General features: G+C 38.3%; 15 protein-coding genes. 2 read left to right on the plus strand and 13 right to left on the minus strand.

The genetic code is table 11. The features are described from left to right. Positions 1-1,447: 1,447 nt before the first annotated feature. Complete coding sequence (gene betA / locus FCI53_RS10890; RefSeq protein WP_138418739.1) at positions 1,448-3,133, minus strand: choline dehydrogenase; 1,686 nt, start codon at positions 3,131-3,133, stop codon at positions 1,448-1,450. A 590-nt stretch (positions 3,134-3,723) separates the two neighbouring features. Between betA and FCI53_RS10895 the strand changes: the two genes are divergently transcribed. After that, positions 3,724-4,371: a YczE/YyaS/YitT family protein gene (locus FCI53_RS10895; RefSeq protein ID WP_138418742.1), complete on the plus strand. Its 648-nt coding sequence runs from the start codon at positions 3,724-3,726 to the stop codon at positions 4,369-4,371. 415 nt (positions 4,372-4,786) lie between these two features. On the opposite strand, the gene hxlB is transcribed toward FCI53_RS10895, so the two are convergent. Together hxlB and hxlA are read right to left on the minus strand one after the other, a co-directional pair. Further along, entirely contained in the window at positions 4,787-5,347 is a 561-nt protein-coding gene (gene hxlB / locus FCI53_RS10900; RefSeq protein WP_138418743.1) for a 6-phospho-3-hexuloisomerase, read from the minus strand. Positions 5,348-5,352: 5 nt separating this feature from the next. Next, a complete protein-coding gene (hxlA, locus tag FCI53_RS10905) occupies positions 5,353-5,985 on the minus strand; it encodes a 3-hexulose-6-phosphate synthase (RefSeq protein WP_138418745.1) in 633 nt (210 codons plus the stop codon). Positions 5,986-6,181: 196 nt separating this feature from the next. Between hxlA and FCI53_RS22215 the strand changes: the two genes are divergently transcribed. After that, on the plus strand, positions 6,182-6,841 hold the full coding sequence (locus FCI53_RS22215; RefSeq protein ID WP_138418747.1) for a winged helix-turn-helix transcriptional regulator: 660 nt from the start codon (positions 6,182-6,184) through the stop codon (positions 6,839-6,841). 165 nt (positions 6,842-7,006) lie between these two features. Here FCI53_RS22215 and FCI53_RS10915 read toward each other — a convergent pair whose 3' ends face one another. The 10 genes from FCI53_RS10915 to speB form a co-directional block, all read right to left on the minus strand. Then, the gene (locus tag FCI53_RS10915; RefSeq protein WP_138418749.1) at positions 7,007-9,199 is read right to left on the minus strand and encodes an alpha/beta hydrolase family protein; all 2,193 of its coding nucleotides are present in this window, start codon (positions 9,197-9,199) and stop codon (positions 7,007-7,009) included. Between the two features lie 648 nt (positions 9,200-9,847). Then, entirely contained in the window at positions 9,848-9,955 is a 108-nt protein-coding gene (locus FCI53_RS21880; protein ID WP_246050080.1) for a putative holin-like toxin, read from the minus strand. Positions 9,956-10,483: 528 nt separating this feature from the next. Next, positions 10,484-11,305 (minus strand): sulfite exporter TauE/SafE family protein, encoded by an 822-nt coding sequence (locus FCI53_RS10920; RefSeq protein WP_138418751.1) that lies wholly within the window; start codon positions 11,303-11,305, stop codon positions 10,484-10,486. 49 nt (positions 11,306-11,354) lie between these two features. Continuing rightward, positions 11,355-12,602, minus strand: a complete 1,248-nt coding sequence (locus tag FCI53_RS10925) for a M20 family metallo-hydrolase (protein ID WP_138418753.1) — start codon at positions 12,600-12,602, stop codon at positions 11,355-11,357. A 162-nt stretch (positions 12,603-12,764) separates the two neighbouring features. After that, positions 12,765-13,484, minus strand: a complete 720-nt coding sequence (locus FCI53_RS10930) for a small-conductance mechanosensitive channel (protein WP_246050081.1) — start codon at positions 13,482-13,484, stop codon at positions 12,765-12,767. A gap of 24 nt (positions 13,485-13,508) precedes the next feature. Beyond that, positions 13,509-14,216 (minus strand): DUF5058 family protein, encoded by a 708-nt coding sequence (locus tag FCI53_RS10935; protein ID WP_138418755.1) that lies wholly within the window; start codon positions 14,214-14,216, stop codon positions 13,509-13,511. A 50-nt stretch (positions 14,217-14,266) separates the two neighbouring features. Continuing rightward, on the minus strand, positions 14,267-15,478 hold the full coding sequence (locus FCI53_RS10940) for a M20 metallopeptidase family protein (RefSeq protein WP_138418757.1): 1,212 nt from the start codon (positions 15,476-15,478) through the stop codon (positions 14,267-14,269). 28 nt (positions 15,479-15,506) lie between these two features. Beyond that, positions 15,507-16,946, minus strand: coding sequence for an amidase (locus tag FCI53_RS10945; protein WP_138418759.1), 1,440 nt, complete (start codon positions 16,944-16,946; stop codon positions 15,507-15,509). Between the two features lie 1,123 nt (positions 16,947-18,069). Beyond that, positions 18,070-19,470: a YjiH family protein gene (locus FCI53_RS10950; RefSeq protein WP_138418761.1), complete on the minus strand. Its 1,401-nt coding sequence runs from the start codon at positions 19,468-19,470 to the stop codon at positions 18,070-18,072. A gap of 545 nt (positions 19,471-20,015) precedes the next feature. Then, positions 20,016-20,975 (minus strand): agmatinase, encoded by a 960-nt coding sequence (gene speB / locus FCI53_RS10955; RefSeq protein WP_138418763.1) that lies wholly within the window; start codon positions 20,973-20,975, stop codon positions 20,016-20,018. Between the last annotated feature and the right edge of the window lie 465 nt (positions 20,976-21,440).

Here is a 21,440-nt window from a genome sequence, read left to right on the forward strand (position 1 = left end):
CTGTCTCGGCTGATTCGGCTTCCTTTTTGCACTGAATCTACCGTGAGAGCACCTGTCTCGGCTGATTCAATTTCCTTTTTGGACTGAATCTACCGTGAGAGCACCTGTCTCGGTTGATTCGCTTTTCTTTTTTGACTGAATCTACCGTGAGAGTACCTGTCTCGGCTGATTCGATTTCCTTTTTGGATTGAATCTACCGAGAGAGCACCTGTCTCGGCTGATTCGCTTTTCTTTTTGGACTGAATCTACCGTGAGAGCACCTGTCTCGGCTGATTCACTTTCCTTTTTGGACTGAATCTACCGAGAGAGTGTAAAAAATTAATGATTTTGCACACAAACAACCACTCTTTCTCAATACGAACAGATGATGAACTATTTTTATTCTCGATTACGAGTTAACGGGTCCCTACGAAAGACAGCTTTCTCACAACTGTTATACTGGAGTTTATCTGCATGCAACAAAACAAAATATTTTTAGAAAACAGCACTTTTGTATAAAATTGCACCGGGATAACATTTACTATGGGTGCATTTCTGAAACAAGGAAAGGATATTTGAAAAGTAATTGTTACATTGGAGTATGAAAGAAGATGTATTAAACGGAGCCATTCAACTATGAAAAATGACAAAAATTATTTGCGTCATATTATAGAATGCATAGAGAATATTGAATTATATATCCCAAATGGAAAAGACGTTGGCTTCGCTTCAAATAGGTAAAGATTTAACGTTTGGTAAAATGTTTATTTCAGCGTGGCAAAAATCTAGTTATAGAAAAGTTCAAATGTTTAAAGGGGCATAAAAAAGACCTCAATTAAGAGGCCTGAGGCTATATTTTAATGTTACTTTTCAAATGAACGAACAAGGAGGGTTCCAGCCAACACTGCTAAAATTATATGAGTTTCGGGTATTTGAAATATATTTAAGAAAAAATCTTCTGGTCCTATTGCTCCGTACCACTTTACCCAATAGAAATTCGGTATAAATACTAAAATTGATATTATAGCAGTTGGAATTAATGTGACCCAATTAAACTTCCACTCCCCTTGGATAATTCTGCTAATCCCATTCCATTCCATTAAAACACCGAAAAGAAAAGCCCATAATGATAATTTGGTATAAAGTAAGGAAAACTCACCTTCAGATAGTGAACCGTCTGAATGATTCAGGTTGTAATAAACATTCACGATTAAATAAAGAAGTAGAATCATCCCTATAATTACAGTAGTTATGCCTAATGCCTTTTTAAGAATAATATACCCCCCTTAAAGAGTTAATACGATTTGCGAAGTAAAAAGTTTCAATTTTATAACTATTAAGTTAAAAATTTACAAAAACAACTAACTTTACGAAAACAGCCTAATAAAAAAAAAGAAAGACCTCTTCCATTCCATATCTGCCTTGATTGGCAAATACATGTTGAAAGAGATCTTCCCCTAGAAAACATTTAAGCTTTTACTGTGCCCGCGTCAGCTGGATGGACTCCATGACGGTAAAAGTCGGCATGGATAGGCTCTAGCGGTTTACGTCCACGGATGATGTCTGATGCCTTTTCCGCCAACATCAACACAGGTGCATGGATATTACCGTTCGTTACATAAGGCATGGCAGATGCATCGACCACACGTACATTGTCGAGCCCATGGACCTTCATGGTTTGTGGGTCTACGACAGCCATTGGATCTGAAGCAGGCCCCATCTTCGCCGTACAACTTGGGTGAAGGGCAGTCTCTGCATCTTCAGCTACCCATTCCAAGATTTCTTCATCTGTTTGAACAGAAGGACCAGGTGAAATTTCTCCAGAATTGTATGGTGCCATAGCTGGTTGAGACATGATTTCACGAGTAATTCTTACCGCTTCAACCCACTCACGTCGATCCTGTTCGGTTGAAAGGTAGTTGTACACCATGCTCGGATGTTCTTTAGGATCCTTCGAACGAATCTTTAATGACCCTCTTGCATCAGAGTACATAGGTCCAACGTGTACCTGGAATCCGTGTTTCGTTGCTGCCTTTTGCCCATCGTAACGCACCGCTACCGGTAGGAAGTGATACATCAGATTTGGATAGTCGACTTCCTCGTTCGAACGAACAAAACCTCCACCTTCAAAATGATTCGTTGCTGCTGGACCTTTCCGCCCTAATAACCACTGCAAACCAATCCAAGGCATTTTCGCTTTATTTAAGCTAGGCTGTTCAGAAACCGGTAATGGACACGCATATTGGATGTAGGTTTCAAGGTGATCTTGAAGGTTCTCCCCTACACCAGGTAGATCAACTACTGGTTTGATTCCAAGTGAACGCAAGTGCTCAGCATCACCAACACCTGACAATTGAAGAAGCTGTGGCGTATTAATTGCACCACCAGCAAGGATAACTTCACCTGCAGTGACATGATGAGTCTTCCCGTTTCGTTCATATGTCACACCACTTGCTCTAGTACCATTGAAGTTAATGCTTCTAACAAATGCGCGCGTTTTTACTGTAAGGTTTTTACGCCCCATGTTCGGGTGTAAATAGGCACGTGAAGGACCAAACCTTCTACCTTTATACACATGTTTATCAAACGGGCCAAATCCCTCTTGTCGAAAACCATTTACGTCAGGAGTTCGGGTGTGTCCAGCCTCGACGGCTGCGTCAAAGAAAGCTTGGAATAAAGGGTTAGTAGCTGGTCCGCGTTCCAATTTAAGAGGACCATCATGGCCACGAAACTCATCATCTTTATCTGCGGCTAATGCATTTTCCATGCGTTTAAAATATGGTAAACAGTGTGCAAAATCCCACATTTCCATACCTGGGTCTGCTCCCCAACGTTCATAGTCTAAGGGATTACCACGTTGGAAAATCATACCGTTAATGGAGCCCGAACCTCCGAGCACCTTCCCACGGGCATGCTTTACACGTCGACCATTCATATAAGGTTCAGGATCAGATTCATATCTCCAGTCATATAGACTTTTTCCTGCAGGGAACGGCAATGCTGCTGGCATTTGGATTAATAAGTCCCATGAAAAATCCTTACGTCCTGCTTCTAAAACAAGGACACTGCTTTTACCATCTTCACTTAAACGATCGCCGAGTACGGAACCCGCACTACCGCCACCTACGACTACGTAATCATATGTTTGATTCATCTTGCGTCCCTCCTTAGATAGTTATAATTGAATGCAGCGATCTCTTCTATCATAAAAGCATTCATCATAATTCCTCCTTCAGTTATTTAAACTAGTTAGTAGAATAGTAGTTTTATAAGTTTTTTACTTACATTCATCAAGTGGATCATGCTTCATAATCTTACTTTATTGTTTCTATGTACTTTTTCAATCCAAATTTTCCTGCAGCACGTCCAATTGCATTTCGTTATGCAACATAATAGTGTTTTGCCCATTCTTAAGAACTGGTACCATCCAATTCCCAAGCGGTGACCTACACTTTTTATTAAGTTTGTTAAATTTTTATTTAACATTCTTAACTTTTTTAATATATCATAGTGAAATTTTTTTGTAAACGGATGTTCACAAACTTTTGACACTTAAAATACATTTTGGTAATAAATCTCACCGAATCAACACTAATTTTTTTCACGTCAAGAACTGCTGCTATGAATAAAAAATCTATTTAAACATGCTCAATTTCTGTTATAATAGGTTAGTTGATACAAAAGCCATCTATGTGTATACATAGAGTGGCTTTTCTGTTTTTATTAAAAGAAAGAAGGGTTCAGATGATAAAGGAAAGAGGCTTTCAATGGGTGTTCTTTTTTGTTGGCATTATGGTGATGGGACTTGGGGTTTCCCTAACAATCAAAGGTCAACGTTTAGGTGTAGGCTCTTGGGACGTATTGCACGTAGGTTTGTTTAAAAACTTAGGATTATCGATTGGACTTTGGTCGATTATTATTGGTGTTCTTATTATCGTTATTTCTTCGATTGGTTTACATTCGTTTCCGAAAATCGGAACGTTTATGAATATGATTTTTGTTGGTTTATTTATCGACTTCTTTAACTGGGTATTACCAGATGCCCATACCTTTTCGATACAGTTAGTCGATTTTATTCTCGGCGTTGTACTGTTAGCTATTGGTTGCGGTATTTATATTTCAGCCAATTTAGGGGCAGGACCACGGGATACCTTAATGTTACTTGCAGTGAAAAAACTTAATTGCAGCATCACGGTAGCACGTACCACCATGGAAGTAGTTGTTGCGATTGTAGGCTATTTATTAGGTGGACCTCTCGGAATTGGTACCATCATCATGGCTTTTGCACTTGGTCCGATTATTCAAGTTTCACTAGGATATAGTCAAAAATTACTGGAGAAATGTAAGCATGGGGTAAGTCCTCTGCAAAAAACAAAGGTGAGTGAGATGTAGATGTTTACAAACTGCGAGCCAAAATCCTGCGAGGGGAATCTATCATTATGTAAGATAAAGGGATCCTTAAATAAAGAAGTAATTACCCAACTCTTTGGTCGGAGCGGTGGGTGATTACTTCTTTTTTTGTTAGGTGCAGCTAACAAAAAGTTGATCCTTCATGTCGTTACCATGTACAATACCTTTTTCATATAGAGCTTATCCCGTATGTCGTCATAACCCTTCAAACCCCGATATCACAGGGAATTCGGCTACCATCTACCTTTATGTAGTTGCTATAACGATGGTGCTAGGAATCCGAACTGTCCTTTCGTCGTGGACAGTTGTGTTTTTAAGGGGTCTGACCCCCTCCATAAAACGCACACTGTCTCCCTATTAAAAGAAGCAGGAGAACCGTCCTCCTGCTTCCATTTTCCTACTCTAAATTAGCATGTTTTCCATACATTTTATTTGTATCTAATCCCTTTTTCTCCATAAACCTTAAGATTACTGCATCATAAAAAAGTAAAAGGGTTTGTTCAAATAGTGAACCCATTGGTTGGATGGTTTTATAATTGGTGTTATCTGTTCGAGATTTGGGTGCACCAGGTAATGTTATGGTAAAATCAGCTTGCTTACCAATCGTAGATTCTGGCGCTAACGTAACAGCAGCAACTTTTCCACCGATACTAGTTGCCTTTTCTGCAATGGTTACTAAACCTTTTGTTTCCCCTGAGCCTGATCCAATAATTAACATATCATTTTCCTCAAAGTTAGGGGTTACCGTTTCACCTAGTACATAAGCGTCGATACCCATATGCATCATTCGCATCACAAACGATTTTGCCATAAACCCGGATCTACCCGCTCCAGCTACAAAGACCTTGTTGGATTCAAGAATTTCGTTTACTAATCTTTCGGCTTCCTCATCAGCGATTAACTCTACTGAATGATTTAGCTCATTTATAATTTCTTGTAAAAATTCAGTAGTCTTCATAGTGCTTAACCTTGTTTTATTATTTCTTTCATTTTTGCTGCAACACCTTTTTTATCTTCTTGTCCAGCAATTCCCCCACCAACTATCACAAGGTCCGGTTGAACTTTGACTACTTCTGGCAGTGTATCTAGTTTGATTCCGCCAGCGATTGCTGTTTTGGCATGTTTCACAACATCTTTAATCGTTTGGAGATCTTCGAATGAATTCTTACCAACAGCCTGCAAGTCGTAACCAGTATGAACGCAAATATAATCGACACCTAATAGATCGAGCTCTTTTGCTCGTTTTGCTATATCTTTCACGGCGATTAAATCAACAAGAACTTCTTTACCTTGTTTTTTCGCTTCCTCCACTGCACCTTTTATCGACTCATCTTCTGCTACACCTAGAATCGTTACGATATCCGCCTTTGCTTCGGATGCCTTTTGCACTTCATATGCTGCAGCATCCATTGTTTTTAGGTCTGCCAATACTTGCAATTTAGGAAAAGCTTCTTTTATTTCCTGAACAGCTTTTAGCCCTTCAATTTTAATAATTGGGGTACCAATCTCAACAATATCTATAGATGCTTCTACTTCTTTGATTACCTCCTTTGCTTCTGGAATATTGACAAGATCTAACGCTAATTGTAATTTCATTGATTGATTTCCTCCTACCATTTTATATAAATCTTTTTCTCCTTGTTGGTAGCTATAGCCACCATCATATCGGAGTAGTATAATCAATGATAAAGACAAAATATATTTTATGTAAGTAGGCACTTTTTTCTGATATAGTACCTTAAGTTTGGTATAGTAACTTGAACTAGACTATAAAAGAGAGAGAAGGATTTCGATGATTACGAAAAAAATAAATGGCATATATCCCGAAAAAGAATTAGCGTTATCGATCCTTGATGGAAAATGGAAACTTACGCTTCTTTGTCACTTAGGTTTAAAAGGGACAAAGCGATTTGGCGAGCTCAAGCAGTTAACTCCCAAGATTACACAACAAACGTTAACGAATAAACTGAGAGAATTAGAGGAAAATGGACTTGTTCATCGCGAGACATATCCAGTTATTCCTCCTAAGGTAGAGTATTCTTTAACAGAACAAGGTGAAAGTTTACTACCTATTCTAGATATGCTGTATGACTGGGGTAGAGATCATTTAAAACATATGACTGAAAAGGTTGATGGCATATACTCTGAGAAGAGACTCACATTGTCTGTTATAGAAGGTAAATGGAAGCTAAGCATTTTATGTCATTTAGGTTTAAAAGGAACAAAGCGATTTGGAGAACTCAGAAAATTAATACCTAACGTAACCAAGAAAATGTTGACCAATCAACTTAGAGAACTAGAAGACGACGGTTTGCTCCACCGAGAAGCTTACCCAGTTGTTCCACCTAAAGTGGAGTATTCCTTAACAAAACAAGGAGAAAGCCTTTTTCCAATTTTGAAAGCGATGGAAGATTGGGGCCGGAATTATATGGATCAACATTGTAAAGCTTAGAGAGAATATTGCACGAATTCAGGCATACCACAAAAGAGAGAGTCGATCATTTTATCTAAAATAATTGACTCTCTCTTTCTATAAATCTTTTGTTGGTAGACACATAGGTCTGGCAAAACATGATAGCACTTTTAGACTGTCCTCATCACATGGACAGTTGTGTTTTTAAGGGGTCTGACCCCACCCCACTGATTCCAACAAAATCCCACCTGCATCCCCTCTAAAGTGTAATCTTATTTCATCAATATTGTCCGTATTAAATGTTGCGTTTTGTTGTTCAAATGATTCGAGTGGGACTTCGAATGTTTGGAAAACTGGTTCCCACGACGTTTCGTATTTCCCCTCTCTAAATATATCATCGAACAGGCCAAATGGTGTGTAATCGGTAGTAATAACTGGCGGGAACGGCATAAAATCATCCAATGGCAATTGAACAGCATCACCATCTGTCGTCTTTAATTCCACTTCAATTTCTGGTCTTTTTTCCTGTTCTACTTCACCAACGATGTTCGCCATCGTAAATATGAGCCGCTCCCTACTTCCATTTTTCCCAGCCTCACTCCCCCATCCGATCCGCTTCATATAATCATCAGGCAAATGAACGGTGTACGATACATCATCTTTCCACTCGAGACGAACGGCATCTACAGGGCGATCATTTCCACCTCGATCCTCAGGTGTGATGACATCCATCTCATCAAACCCCTCTGCAACTGTGATAACTCCGTCCGAAGCCTCTACTTTGTTACGTTTGAACTCAATGATTGATTGGTAATTCGCATGGTGATATTTATTGACGAACGTCGTGTTTGGAAGCCAGCTTTCCCCATACCGATAATCGCGAAATAACTTTTCAAAAGAAGCATCCCCATGCAAAACACTTTCAAAAAATGCAGAAATGTACACTTTTGCGATTTGCTGCTGATCATTTGGCTCCATCGTTTGCATTCGACTTAAAAAGAGCCCTCTCGGTAAACTGCTATCCATTCGTCCCCAGTTCGTATTAAATTGACTATGATTGGCATCCGCAATATAAAGGGATGACCGAAACGCCTGTTCATTCTCATCCAAGTTCATCTGGTAATATTGCCTTTCCCCACGGAATATAGTCACATCTCCATCGCGGGCTCCTTGCATGAGTAAGTAGGAGGTATTATCCAACATGGGCCGTTTTCCATCAATCCGTTTATCTGTTGGAGCAAGCGCAACGACTCCCTGTATCTTGACCTGATCCATACTTTCTAGCAATCTTTCATCATCAAAAAACGATTCGTAGTCTGCTGCCATTTGAGCTGCTTGCCCTCCACGAGAGTGACCAACTAAGCCAACTTGATCGAAATCTATTTTTTGATAGAAGGCATTTCCAGGTGTTTGGTTCATTGTTTGTAATTGGGCTACATGTTGTAAAATCACCCATGCACGTAATTCATAATTGCGATCAGGAATCCCTGAGGTATTGGAATAATTGATAAAGTCTTGATCGACTGTAATTGTCACAAACCCACGACTCGCTAACAGTTCACCTAAATAATCATATCCGCTCGCTGAAAAGTATTCCATTGTATGATTTCCTTGAACAATGAGAATAACTGGAAAAGGACCTTCCCCCTCTGGCAGCCATACTCTTCCATTTACCGGTAATTGAGACTGATCAAATCCCCAAAATGCTGTTCGTTCTTCACTCCACTTAGTTATAAAACTAGAAGCATCAACCGCCGGCGTAACAATATCTACACCCTCCCCGAAAGCTTCGCGATACTTATCTTCACCACTACCATAACTGAAAAATGTATAAGGAAAATCTCCTTTTTGGGCAGGATTTTCTTCCGATATCGATTCTAGATCACTAGTAGTTTCATTGTCGTTATCCGATAACACGACATACATAGAAGTTAGAAAAAGGATCCCAGTAAGTATCGAGATTTTAACACTTCTATTTTTTTTACGAAAAAGTACAATAAAACATAGCACGACGACGATCGTCACTATACTGTAGCCGACACCCACAATATAGGAAAATAGTGTTCCACTTTCTTCTTCTATTAATAGAGTTGCACTCAAGTAAATGGTATAACTAAAACTCCCCACAAAAAGACGTGGGAGCGGTATATACAAGAAAGACAACAACGCACCTACCCCAGTTGTCCAAATAACAAAATACATCCCATTAGTAGATACCTCTCGCGCTATATTGGTAAGGTGTGCATGCAGGGTTGCTCCAGTTGGATGACCGACTGCTTGTATCACCGAGGCTGTCATGGTTACAATCAAGAATCCAATCATAAACCATTTACCATAATTGCCGTCTCTTTCATGAATCGTTAATAGCCGTGTCCAAATCCAACGAACCAGCTTCATAAAATAATCTCTGACCAATCTATTTCACCACCAATATATCTATAAAAAGGGAAATTTCCATAAGTGGGGAGTTCTATCATAGCCTCCCACTGATGATTAGCACTGTAAAGAGAGACCCCCGCAGGCGCCCCAACTAGTTTTTCCGAATCCTAAAGTAGGGGTATTACTAGCCGTTAAGGCAGGATAACCATCACTTCTTTAATCCTACCATTTTAACCCGGGAGGTGACACCATCATAGGGCTGAAACATGATATTTAGGCTTGAAATAGGAGGTATAAAGAGAATGGACATGGTTTATGATGTAATCTGGAGGGTCATGAGGCAATTCATCCGGGAAAGAATGAGAAAGTGAGGACTTTAGTAGTTCATATAATGCGGTTATTTTGCTTTTTTAAGATTTTTGCTTAAATCATTCTCAACATGTATAATCCTAAACTTAGACTGTTTCAAATTTGCAACAAAAATAATTGTGACAGGCACCAATTCAATTTGACTATTTAATAATTACAATTATAATATAAAATAAGAATACCGAGCGGAAGTAACCACTCGGCAATTGTAACTACAAACCGCATAAAGAGCGGCTGACCAAATGTATGGTGTTTCGTCAAAGAAGTAACCGTCTAATCCATTGGTAGTGGGGACGGTTATTTCTTTTTGTTTAGATAGACGACTATAGTTACAACAAGTGTAAGCGCAGCTAACAATGTTAAACTAAATTGAGCTATTAAACTTAAAGCTTCATAAGCCGTCACTCTACCACCTCCCTTCTACCAGAGAGATGGCCAATCGTCCACCATGCTATAAAGTTACGATCCAATTATAACTACTTTTTCTGATAAAAATGAACCACAAAGATACTTTGCACAGGGATAGTTTACTTATCTTCCCGTACCTGTCACACCCCGAAATTTGTCGTTTTTATCAAAAAAATATTATCTTTAACTTCATAAATTATTCTAAAACCTCTAATACGTAAGCGAAAAGCACTGTCTACACCTTTTAGTGAACTGTCTAGAATCCCTCTATGATAGGGGGTTCTCAGATAAGGTGAGCAGTGCTTCTCTTTCGTTTTCTAGTTGGTTTATATTGTTTTTTTATATTTTGCAGCCTAACTTAAATACAACAGATCATACAAAAACATCTTTATCTGTATAAGTCCTTTTATTAACTTTATCCTTTATATAGCGCATTTACTGGATGACTTCTGGCATTTCTTCTTCCTCTAATTCATCTAAAAACCCGGATTGTGACAGGAACCCATTGACAACAGGCACTAATGATCATCCAATAATTGCATTTATCACCATTCTGAAACCAATGATAATTAGTATTAGTCGAAAAATTGTCACAACGACTTTTTCATTTAGCTTCCTGTTCAAATATGCCCCGAACCTAGCTCCGAACCATGCACCAGGTATTAATGCCAAAGCGTAAAGCCAATGGACATTACCAAGACTCACATGTGTAACAGAACCAGTAATCCCTGACAAGAATACGATAAACATGGAAGTTGGGATAGCGACAGCTGTTGGAAAACCAAATAGTAAAAGCATAATTGGCACGAGTAGAGAACCACCACCAATACCAAATAAACCTGACAGAATACCTATAAAAAAACAGATAATAATCGCAAGTATAGTCGAATATTTGTATTCCCAACTCATCCCGTTCTCATCCGTATAGGTATGTAGTTTCCCTGTTTTTATTATTCCGATTGGTTTAATCGATTTAGTGAAAAACATAAGAAGGGAAATACCTATCATTAGCAAACCAAAAACACCTGCAAATTGATCGGTTTCAAAGAACCTATTTATCAATGCCCCGACAATCGCTCCAGGTCCACTACCTATAAAAAAGATAAATCCACTGTTAAAATCTACTTTTTTCTGTTTCATATAAGCTATTGTAGAAGATAATCCTGTTGCAATTAATACTAGATAAGATGTTCCTACTATAATTTGAGGACCCATATTTGATATCACACCAAGACTAGTCTCTAAAAACAAGAGAGAAGGGACAATGACAATTCCGCCCCCAAGTCCCGCTATACTACCAACGGTTCCACCTACAAAACCAACAATTAATAAAATAATCCAAGCCATAGTACCGTCTTCTTTCTATGTTAAATTAGTTCTTGCTTCTGAAATAGGCTTAAACATTGACGGATTCGTTTACTGCTAATTTAACAACAGCCTCCAAGAGTACTTGGGCACCCATGGATAAATCTTCTTTATCACACCACTCCTCCGCTGTGTGACTAATTCCATCCTTTGTACGTAAAAAAATCATTCCAATGTCTGTCATTTTCCCGATGACCATCGCATCATGAATCGCACCACTTGGTAGCTTAATTACTTCAATCCCATTACCTTCTATTGATGATTGGATACTTGAATTTATCTTAGCAGAACAACCCACTCCAGCTACTTTATGTAATGTTTCTATTTGGACCGAAATCCCTCTTTCTAAGCAAACATCTTTCGTTATTTCATTAAGTTTATTCACCAAATGGTCTAGTAATTCCTCGGATAGATCACGGATATCGATAGTAAATTCTATATCACTAGGAATAACATTAATTCCCCCTGGTTGTACAGATAGTTGTCCTACTGTCATTACGGTTTGTTCTTGTTGCTTTACTAATTTTTCTGCTCGATAAATCAGTTCAGCCGCTGCAGCTAGTGGATCTTTTCTCATAGGCATTGGCGTAGTTCCAGCATGGCCAGCTTCTCCACTTAATTTTATTTTTAACCACCTTAAACCAGCAATCCCTGTGACTAAACCAACCGGTACGTTGTGTGATTCTAATACCTTTCCTTGTTCAATATGTACTTCTAAATAACCCTTTATATCATCAGCATTCACCTTAACATTCCCTATATTTTCGGGCTGATATCCTTGACTTATCATCGCTTCTGCAATGGATATCCCTTGTTGGTCAATATGATCGAAAAGCTCACTATAAGTTAACTCTCCGACATACGCTTCGCTCCCTAACAATCCAGTTGAAAAACGCGTCCCCTCTTCATCAGTAAATGCAACGACCTCAATCGAATCTTCGGTAATGATGTCCTGTTCTTTCACTGTTTGTAGCACTTCTATACCCGAAAGTACACCTGCAGCTCCATCGAATTTTCCACCATTTAGTACTGTATCAATATGCGAACCAATTAATACAGTCTTTCCACCAGGTCCTTTACCATCAAGTCTACCAAAGACATTACCTATTTCATCCTCTCTAACGGTTAAACCCGCTTCAGTCATATAGTGCTTTATTAATTCCTTCGCTTTTCGTTCTTCATCAGTAAAAGAAAATCGGTTGATCCCCCCACCTTCACTTTTACCTATTTGCCCCAGTTCATTTATGCGATTCCATAAACGTCCTTCATTAATTTTCATGTTTTTCCTCCATCCCTTCACTTCACGTAATGATCATCCAAACACGTACCCTCTTGGAAATCCTTGGAAAACAGACAGTCAAATGAAATAAAAACCCTCCTCTAAGTAGCTTATTTCTCTTAACACGAGAGGAGGATTTTATTTCCTTCCTAAAACCTTTATTTATGACGTAGTTGCTTTTTTCTCCTTTGCTTTCTCCATAGATATGATAATCGCAATGACAATTCCTACTGTTACTGCAATTTTGATAAAACTAATGATTGGTGAAAAAAGAACAAGCATTCCAACTACAATTGCGATTCCCCCATATAATGGATTTTTATAGGCAAACTGCCCAAGGACAGCACCAAAGATTGCAGGAGCAATAAAGGTAAAGGCACTTTCTACAGCTGGAGGTATGACAGATAATATATAGGTTCCACCAAAAATGATCGCGATAATGACTGTAATATTTGTCATCGAAGCAACCGCTATCCCGAAAACACCAGCAATTTCTGCTTTTCTTGAACCCGTTTCGGCATTCACTGCTTTTTGAGCTGCAGAAGAACAAGGAAGACACATATTCGCAATATTACCTGTTAAAAAGGCTAAATAAGTTCCCGCGACTCCTAATGTAGGATAATAGGTAATAGGTTCTAGCACCCAAAGAATACCGACAAAACCTGCATAACCAACAAGCCCCGTAATGATTGCTCCCCAACCTGGATGTGCATCTAATACAAAAGATAGATATAAAGGTGGAACTAAACTCATTAGAATTAAGCTGAATAAAGTAATCCGCCCCCAGAAATGCGCCTCACGATGGAAAGTCCAAGTTGAAGCACTCGTTGGAGTTACAGTTGTGACATGATTCTTCACGGCTTTTTCAGGATATACGTTCATTTTATTCCTCCTTATATGAAAACATTATATGATCGATACAAAATAAGCACTAACCATTCCAATTAGCATGGAAATTCCTAACGCCCATTCTTTAATCCAAGCAACATTTACCTTCTCTGCAACAGTCATGATGATCACCATTACTACTAAGGCGACTATCCCAGATGTAAAGTGACTAATACTAGCAACCATTTGTTCACTAGCTAAATAACCAAACGCACCTAGCATGGCCCCTAAAGAGACAGCAGCCATTACTCTTGGATTTCTCTTCTCAATTTTTTCCTGTGATTTTCCGAGCGTTTTTGTAAATAAAGCGGTAAATAGTAACCAACCAGTACCACCCAAACACATCGTCCAAACAATGGTAGTAAAGGCTTCGATAGAAAAGTCCTCAGCTCCTAAAGTCGTTCCAAAAGCACCCGCTCCAATCTCTGCTGCCCCTGTTTCCGTTGCCGCCGATCCTATGATCCCGATTCTCATTAATGTAATTGGCGAACCTAATAATGCAATTAGTGAAACAAGGACAATTGCAATACCAAAAGATGGACCAATCGAACTTACAAATCCAGTACGAATTGCTGTTTTTACTTCTTTTGAAGTCATTCCCACTTCAGGAGCAGATTTACTTGCGATCCTCATAAATACAATGGCTTGAAAAAAAACAATACCGACAACGATAAAAGCAATGATCCAAAATGGTGCACTATTGGCGATTGCCATTACATCTCCCATAAGCTACTCCTCCTTTATATAGTTGAGATTAATTCAATTAGTGGCACTTATTAGATGGATTGTTCCTCAAGATAAGGTTTATCCTCTTTTTGTGATAGATAATTCAAAACAGTAGCTATAAATAGTTTTCCAACATACATCATGCCTTCTTCATCAACATCAAACTTCGGATGATGGTGTGGATAAATATCTTCTTCAGATTTCATCGCTCCTCCGACCCAGAAAAATGTTCCTGGAACTTCTTTTAAGTAATAAGCGAAATCTTCCATCCCCATCTGTGGCGGTACTTGATGAACCTTATCCTCACCAAATATTTCTGCTGCTATTTTTTCAACACGTTCCGTCTCCTCTGGGTGATTGCGAACAGCTGGATAACCTCGTACATATTGAACAGATGCGGATGCCCCTAAACCTTTACATGTATAAGTAGCCATCTCCTCAATTGACTTTTGTACCCAATCACGGACATCATCATCAAAGGTCCGTACCGTTCCACGAATCGTTACCTTATCTTGGATAACATTAAAACTATCACCAGCGTCCATCGATGCTACTGTAACAACCGCTGACTTTACTGGATCTACTTGTCTACTAACAATTTGCTGCAAATTAACAACTAATTGACTTCCTGCGACGAGGGGATCAACCGCTAAATGCGGATTTGCCGCATGTCCACCAACTCCTGTAATTTCAATTTCGAATGTGTCCCCATTTGCCATCGCATTACCTTCTCTAATTCCTACTACCCCCAGGGGATCTATGGAACTGATATGCGCTCCATACACGACATCCACTCCATTGAGGCATCCATCTTCAATCATAGACTTTGCCCCACCTGGTATAACCTCTTCTGCAAACTGGTGAATAAACACAATGGTACCTGGTAATTCGGCCTTCATTTCGCTCAATACTTTAGCTACACCTAGAAGACCAGCTGTATGAATATCATGACCACACGCATGCATCACTCCAGGTATACGTGATTTATACTCGACATCCTTTTCGTCCTGGATAGGGAGTGCATCGAAATCCGCCCGTAAAGCGACTGTCTTACCTTGCTTTCCCCCTTTTAAGATTCCGATAACACCACGTCCTCCTACACCAGTCTTAACCTCTAAACCTAGTTTTCTATGAAATGCTGCTACTTTTTCTGGCGTATTTACTTCTTGATGTGAAAGCTCAGGATACATATGGAGATCTCTTCTAAAAGTTACTAATTCAGGGTAAACCTCTTCTAATCTAGCAAATAAATGTTCTTGCACCTGTATCATCCTTTCCTATTTGTATCTATCAATTAGTCGAAACATCATTATACGTAGCTATTTCAGGACGTCTTTTTCCATAACCAGTGGCTTGTTCATATTGATAACCAATTTGTAAAACTTCAAAATCTGCTCGATGTGGTCCCACAATTTGTAATCCCATTGGAAGTCCGTCTGAAGTAAATCCGCTTGGTACGGATAAAGCTGGATTACCAAGAACAGAAATATAATAACAGGAGCGCATCCAATCAATATATGTTTCCATTTGTACACCATTAATTTGTTTCGGATATTCTAAATGAACATCAAATGGTGGAAGTTGACTTACTGGTAATAAAAATGCATCATACTTATCGAAAAATGTTCGTGTTCTATGATATAACTGATTCCGTAGTCTTTCTGCTTTCCCAATATCGATACCAAGCAAATCACGACCCTTTTTTACATTCCATGCAAAACTAGGTTTCATTACTTCTTTAAACTGATCAAATAATGTACCGTATGACATTTCCATTTCCCAAGCCCGCAACGTATCGAACACTTCATTCGCGTGCGTTAAATCTGGATAATCCTCCACGATATCACATCCCAAATCAGTAAAAATTTGGATTTGTTCTTCCATATTCGCTTTTATTGCGGGATCTACAGGGATTTTTCCTCCAAAGTCTGCAGTCCAAGCGACTCGTAAGCCTGTTAGATCTTTTTCAAGTGGTTCAAGAAAAATTTCTCCAGGGTCTTGAAGTGATATTGGTGACCGGTCATCAGGGCCTGCAATCACTGACATCATATACGCCGCATCTTCCACACTTCTTGCTATTGGTCCTTGAACAGAAAGTGTAGAAAAAAGTGCCGGCTTAGGATATGTAGGAATCCGACCTGGTGAAGTTCTCATTCCTACTACATTATTAAAAGCAGCAGGGAATCGACAGGAACCACCCATATCACTACCATCCGCAAATGGAAGCATGCCACATGCAACCGCTACTGCTGCACCACCACTACTTCCACCCGCAGTATGGTCGAGGTTATAAGGATTCTTTGTTGCACCAAACACTTCATTAAAAGTATGGGCCCCTGCTCCAAATTCTGGAACATTCGTTTTCCCAATTACAATCGCTCCAGCTTTTTTCAAACGTTGCACAATCAAATCGTCTTCTGTTGCTATATTATCTTGTAAGGCTAAAGATCCACTGGTTGTTAGAAAACCTTTTGCGTTATGCATGTCTTTAATCGCAATAGGAAGTCCATAAAGGGGTCCCATGTTCACTCCAGCAGCAATCTTCTCATCTGCATAATCAGCTTCCATTAATGCTCGATCACTATCTAATGAAACAATCGCGTTTACACTAGGGTTAATCGCTGCAATTTGTTCTAAATATTTTTCCATTATTTCTCGAACCGAAATTTTGCGTTGTTGTATAGCATTAGCAAGGTCACGTGCTGAAATAAACGTATCAAACTCCCTCATCACTACAACCCCTATCCTAATTTTTAAGATGTTCTTCAATTCAACTAGTTAAAAAATTCTGATTATTATAAAGTGATTGTAAAATATATTTCAAATACCATCTACCATTGTGTAAGAAAACTTCACATAGTGTTTTTGAAATAAAAAATGAGCCAATCATGTCGTTGATTGACTCTCCTTTTCATGCTTTTCTATAAATCTTTTGATAATCAATCTAGCTGGAGTGACCACAGGGACCCTTCCTAAGTGGTCATCAAACATACGTGTCCACCACCTTAGAAAAAGTTCTTTTAGTGGGTCCCAGATACAGAACAATAATCAACTAGTTTCAACTTTTAATTCTTTCGCTTTAATAATTCTTCTTGTTCTGAAATGTAATGGGAACTCACCCCATTAATACAATTAGAATTAGCTGAAAAAATTATAACTTTCGTACACATCACAGAAGAGGATAATCATGTAAATCTAACCGTCTTAAAAGATTCAAATAGAGTATCCATCACTTCTTATTAAGGTTCTATTTATTGCGGACAAAAAAGGGTGTGCCCCCCCTTCAATCAGGGAAAACAAGAGAAGGAGAGCTTGTCATTCCAAGTAAATGATCAAGCTCTCCTTCTCTCTTCTTCAACAACTACTGTTTCTACAGGATCTGCCGACTTCTCTCAACGTTATTCCTTCGACAAAATCCGGGTTGTGACAGACACTAATTAACTACCCTCCCGAGACTATTTTATTGTAACGGTTCATTGGAAAGTAAAAGTTCTGTAGAGGGGAGGTAATAAGCATTATAGTGACTATATTTCTATTAACATATTTTCGCCATGTTCTACAAATATACCGTTAAAACATACAATTTTTTCAAGAAATCTCTAACAAACAAAAATAGAGAGCTACCAGTCTATTCGTCAACTCCTTCCACCATATCGTTGGCCACCTATTATGGACAATCGTTTTTTTTGGGTACCCGGTACTGATACCCCGAGTTTATGTATCGTCCCTAATGAACAGTAGTGTTAACAAAGATAGATGAATGTAGAAGATCGTCTCCTAAAGGTGGACTTTCCTTTCGGGACGATCTCTCAATAGATAATATTCTTTCAAATTTTATTAAGCGCGGTATTACCTAAAACAATAAATGCATGAATACTGCAATAATCGGAATGCCGATAATTGTTCTTTCGAAAAAAACAATGATTAGCTCTTTTGCAGAAATTGGTACACCTGTTGCTAAAATAATTACTGCTGTCTCCGCAAAGAAAATAATTTGAACTAAGCTTAATACTGCTATGAAAAAACCAGCTTGAATACTTACACCAGCTTCCGCTATAAGTAAAACTGGTAAATACATTTCCGTTATCCCAACTAATGTTGAAGCCGCAATTACTTGTGCATCAGGTATACCAAATAAGGATAAAAAAGGGACCATCGGCATACCAAGCCAAGTAAAGATTGGTGTATATTCCACGATAATCAAACCTGTTAAACCAACAGCTGTAATTAAACATAAAATCTTGGGAGTTAATCGGGCGCCTTCCATAAAACCTTTTGCCAATTCTTTCATAATAGATTCTGCATCATTGGCTTTACTTACCGCACGGTTAATAGCATTTCTAAATAACTGTCCATTATATTTAACATTTACCTTTCTATCTTCATCTGTTTGAACACGCCCATTAAAATAGACATCTGGTTTTCGGGAAAGTGGAGGGATTCTAACCATAATGAATGCCGTAATTAGCACAACAAGGAAGGCTACGAAAAAAACCGTTGTAAACATCGGTAATAACCCAACCGTATTTGCTACTAAAGCCGCAAACCCAATACTAACCACACAAAAGCATGTAGCAATGGTCGCTGCTTCTCTCTTCGTATAAATATTCTCTTTATATAATTTACTCGTTACATAAGCTCCCACCGATGATGCCCCAAAAAAAGAGGCAACTGTATCGAGTGCAGCAAATCCAGGTATCTTAAATATCGGGCGCATAACAGGTTCTAGTAAAGTGCCCACAAACTGTAGTCCGCCAAATGCAATAAAGAAAGCAACAAACATTCCACCTAAGGCGACTATCAAACTAACAGGAAGAGCAATAGAACTAATAATAACCCCTCCAGTGTTATCACCTCTAACCATTTCAGGACCGACCTGAAATGCAAACATGATTGCATATACCGATGCTAAAACGTAAATGGATCCTAGCACAAGTGAGTCGGATTTATACATTTTCTTTAGCCAGTTGTCTTCTGTTATGAAATATTTACTATACAGAAAACCTAATGCATTCAATACTATAATTCCCGTGACACTCCAAAACAAGATCTCTCCTAAACCATCTACAAAAAAGTTAACAATTAAACCAAACAAAATATTTGTCCCTTCCTCACCAGTTTGAAAAGGAACAAAGAATACCAAACCTCCCAGAATTAAACAGAAGAAGGATTTTAGTAAATTACTATAATACTTTTGTTCACCTAATTCTTCTTTCAAACTTAACGTTTTTCCCGTTTCCTCTTTCAATAGCATGGGCAGCACTCCTTTTGTTTTTTAAATATTCAGAAAAATAAACAAGTGACGTTGACAAGTTATATATGCAGCTATTGTTTAGTGAGCAAGTAGGCTAATATTTGACTTATGTCAACCTATTCACCCTTAGCATTCTATTTTTCGTTGCTAGCGACGAAAGAAAAAAATCATAACATATATTGACTTCGGTCATTTATTTTCTTAAACTATCCACATCAGCACCTATTAACAAAGCAAAATATAGAAGAATAATTTAAAAATCTACATTTGACAATACAAAATATATTACATAGATATTTTGAATATGGGTCACCTACCCACAAAGGGAAAGTATTCGAGCATTTGTAGATAATCATACTGCTGATTTTTGTTTCGTAGTACTGACCTAAAACTTGTTATTAGTTGTCGCATTCTCAAGTGACTTTTACGAAAAAAGATACTCATCAGTTTGTGATCCATATAACAAATCTCCCTAGTGTTATATATATAGTTTCCCTTTGAGAGTAGAGTTAAGGGTTCTGTGAAAGGGATTACGTACGTTTTTCTTATTTAGACCTCTTTTGTAATGCGAGTAAGGAAATAAATTCGTAGACAATACTTGCTCCCAACTGAGCTGTAACCTCAGCATGATCGAGTGCTGGTAAAACTTCTACTAAATCAAACCCTACAAAATTGAGATCTTTTGATAAGTGTCTTACAAAATCTAGCCCTTCTATACTTGTTAACCCGCCAGGTTCTGGTGTACCTGTACCTGGCACATATGCAGGATCAAAGAAGTCAATATCAAATGTTAAAAAGACAGGTTTATTATTCACTCTATTTTTCACCCGTTCACTCAAGGAGGTTGGTGTTAATTTACGTAATTCGTCCGTCGTGATAACATCAAAACCCATATTTTTTGCTTCATCAACGTCAGATGGATCATAAACGGTGCCTCTTAACCCTATTTGGATCGAAGAATGTGGATCTAAAATGTCTTCTTCCAACGCTCTCCTAAAAGGGGTTCCATGTGTATATTTCTTTCCCCAGTAGTTGTCCCATGTATCACCGTGTGCATCAAAATGGATTAAACTTAATGGACCATAAACTTCTGATAGGCCTCTTAGCTCACCTAGGGTTATAGAATGGTCACCCCCAAGACCAATAGGTATCACATTATTTTCAGCGAGATGACGATAATTCTCTCTAATCACCTCATAAGTATCATGGATATGTCCAGGTATTAATGGAAGGTCTCCATAATCGATGACTGAACAGTAATCAAATGGATTAATTTTATGAAAGGCATTGGATGGTCTTAATAGCATAGAAATTTCACGTATTCCTGAAGGTCCAAAACGAGTTCCGGATCGATAACTTGCTGCTGTATCAAATGGTAGGCCTACAACCGCAATATCAACATCTTCTGTTTCCTGTACATTAGGGAGTTTCATATAAGTTCGTATTCCAGTGTATCTAGGCGCTGTCGAATGGTGGCTTGGTCCAAATTTAGGTTTATTATTCATTTTTTTCCTCCTTTTTTATGTTCCTGGCAACTATTATACTATTTTGAGTTTATTAAATATTCGGACATAATGTTGTGTATATGCTCTTTAAATTTAACATTTAGTTAAGCTAAGTCATTAGCGTTGTATAAATAGCTTCGAATTTTTCTCCGATGGAAATTAGCCAATGGTTTCAAAATTGCTTATGAAGCAAAAACAAGTAAACAAGAAGGCGAAAAAATAGGATATATTATGGGACAAGTTTATCAAGAAAGGCTATTGTTAATGTGAAGAAAATAATTAATGATAAGAGTATTCCGATGGGGATTTACAGGAGTACAATAGGAAATATCTAATGAGATAGTGAAATAATTTATAACCAAATTACATAATGTTCATCTCATCAAGTAATATGTAAGTTTCTGTTACATTTTTAATTTTTCCTTACCCCAATGTGTTTTATTTATCTAAAGTAAAGGCAACCCA

The sequence above is a fragment of the Aquibacillus sediminis genome, from assembly GCF_005870085.1.
GTDB lineage: Bacteria > Bacillota > Bacilli > Bacillales > Amphibacillaceae > Aquibacillus_E > Aquibacillus_E sediminis.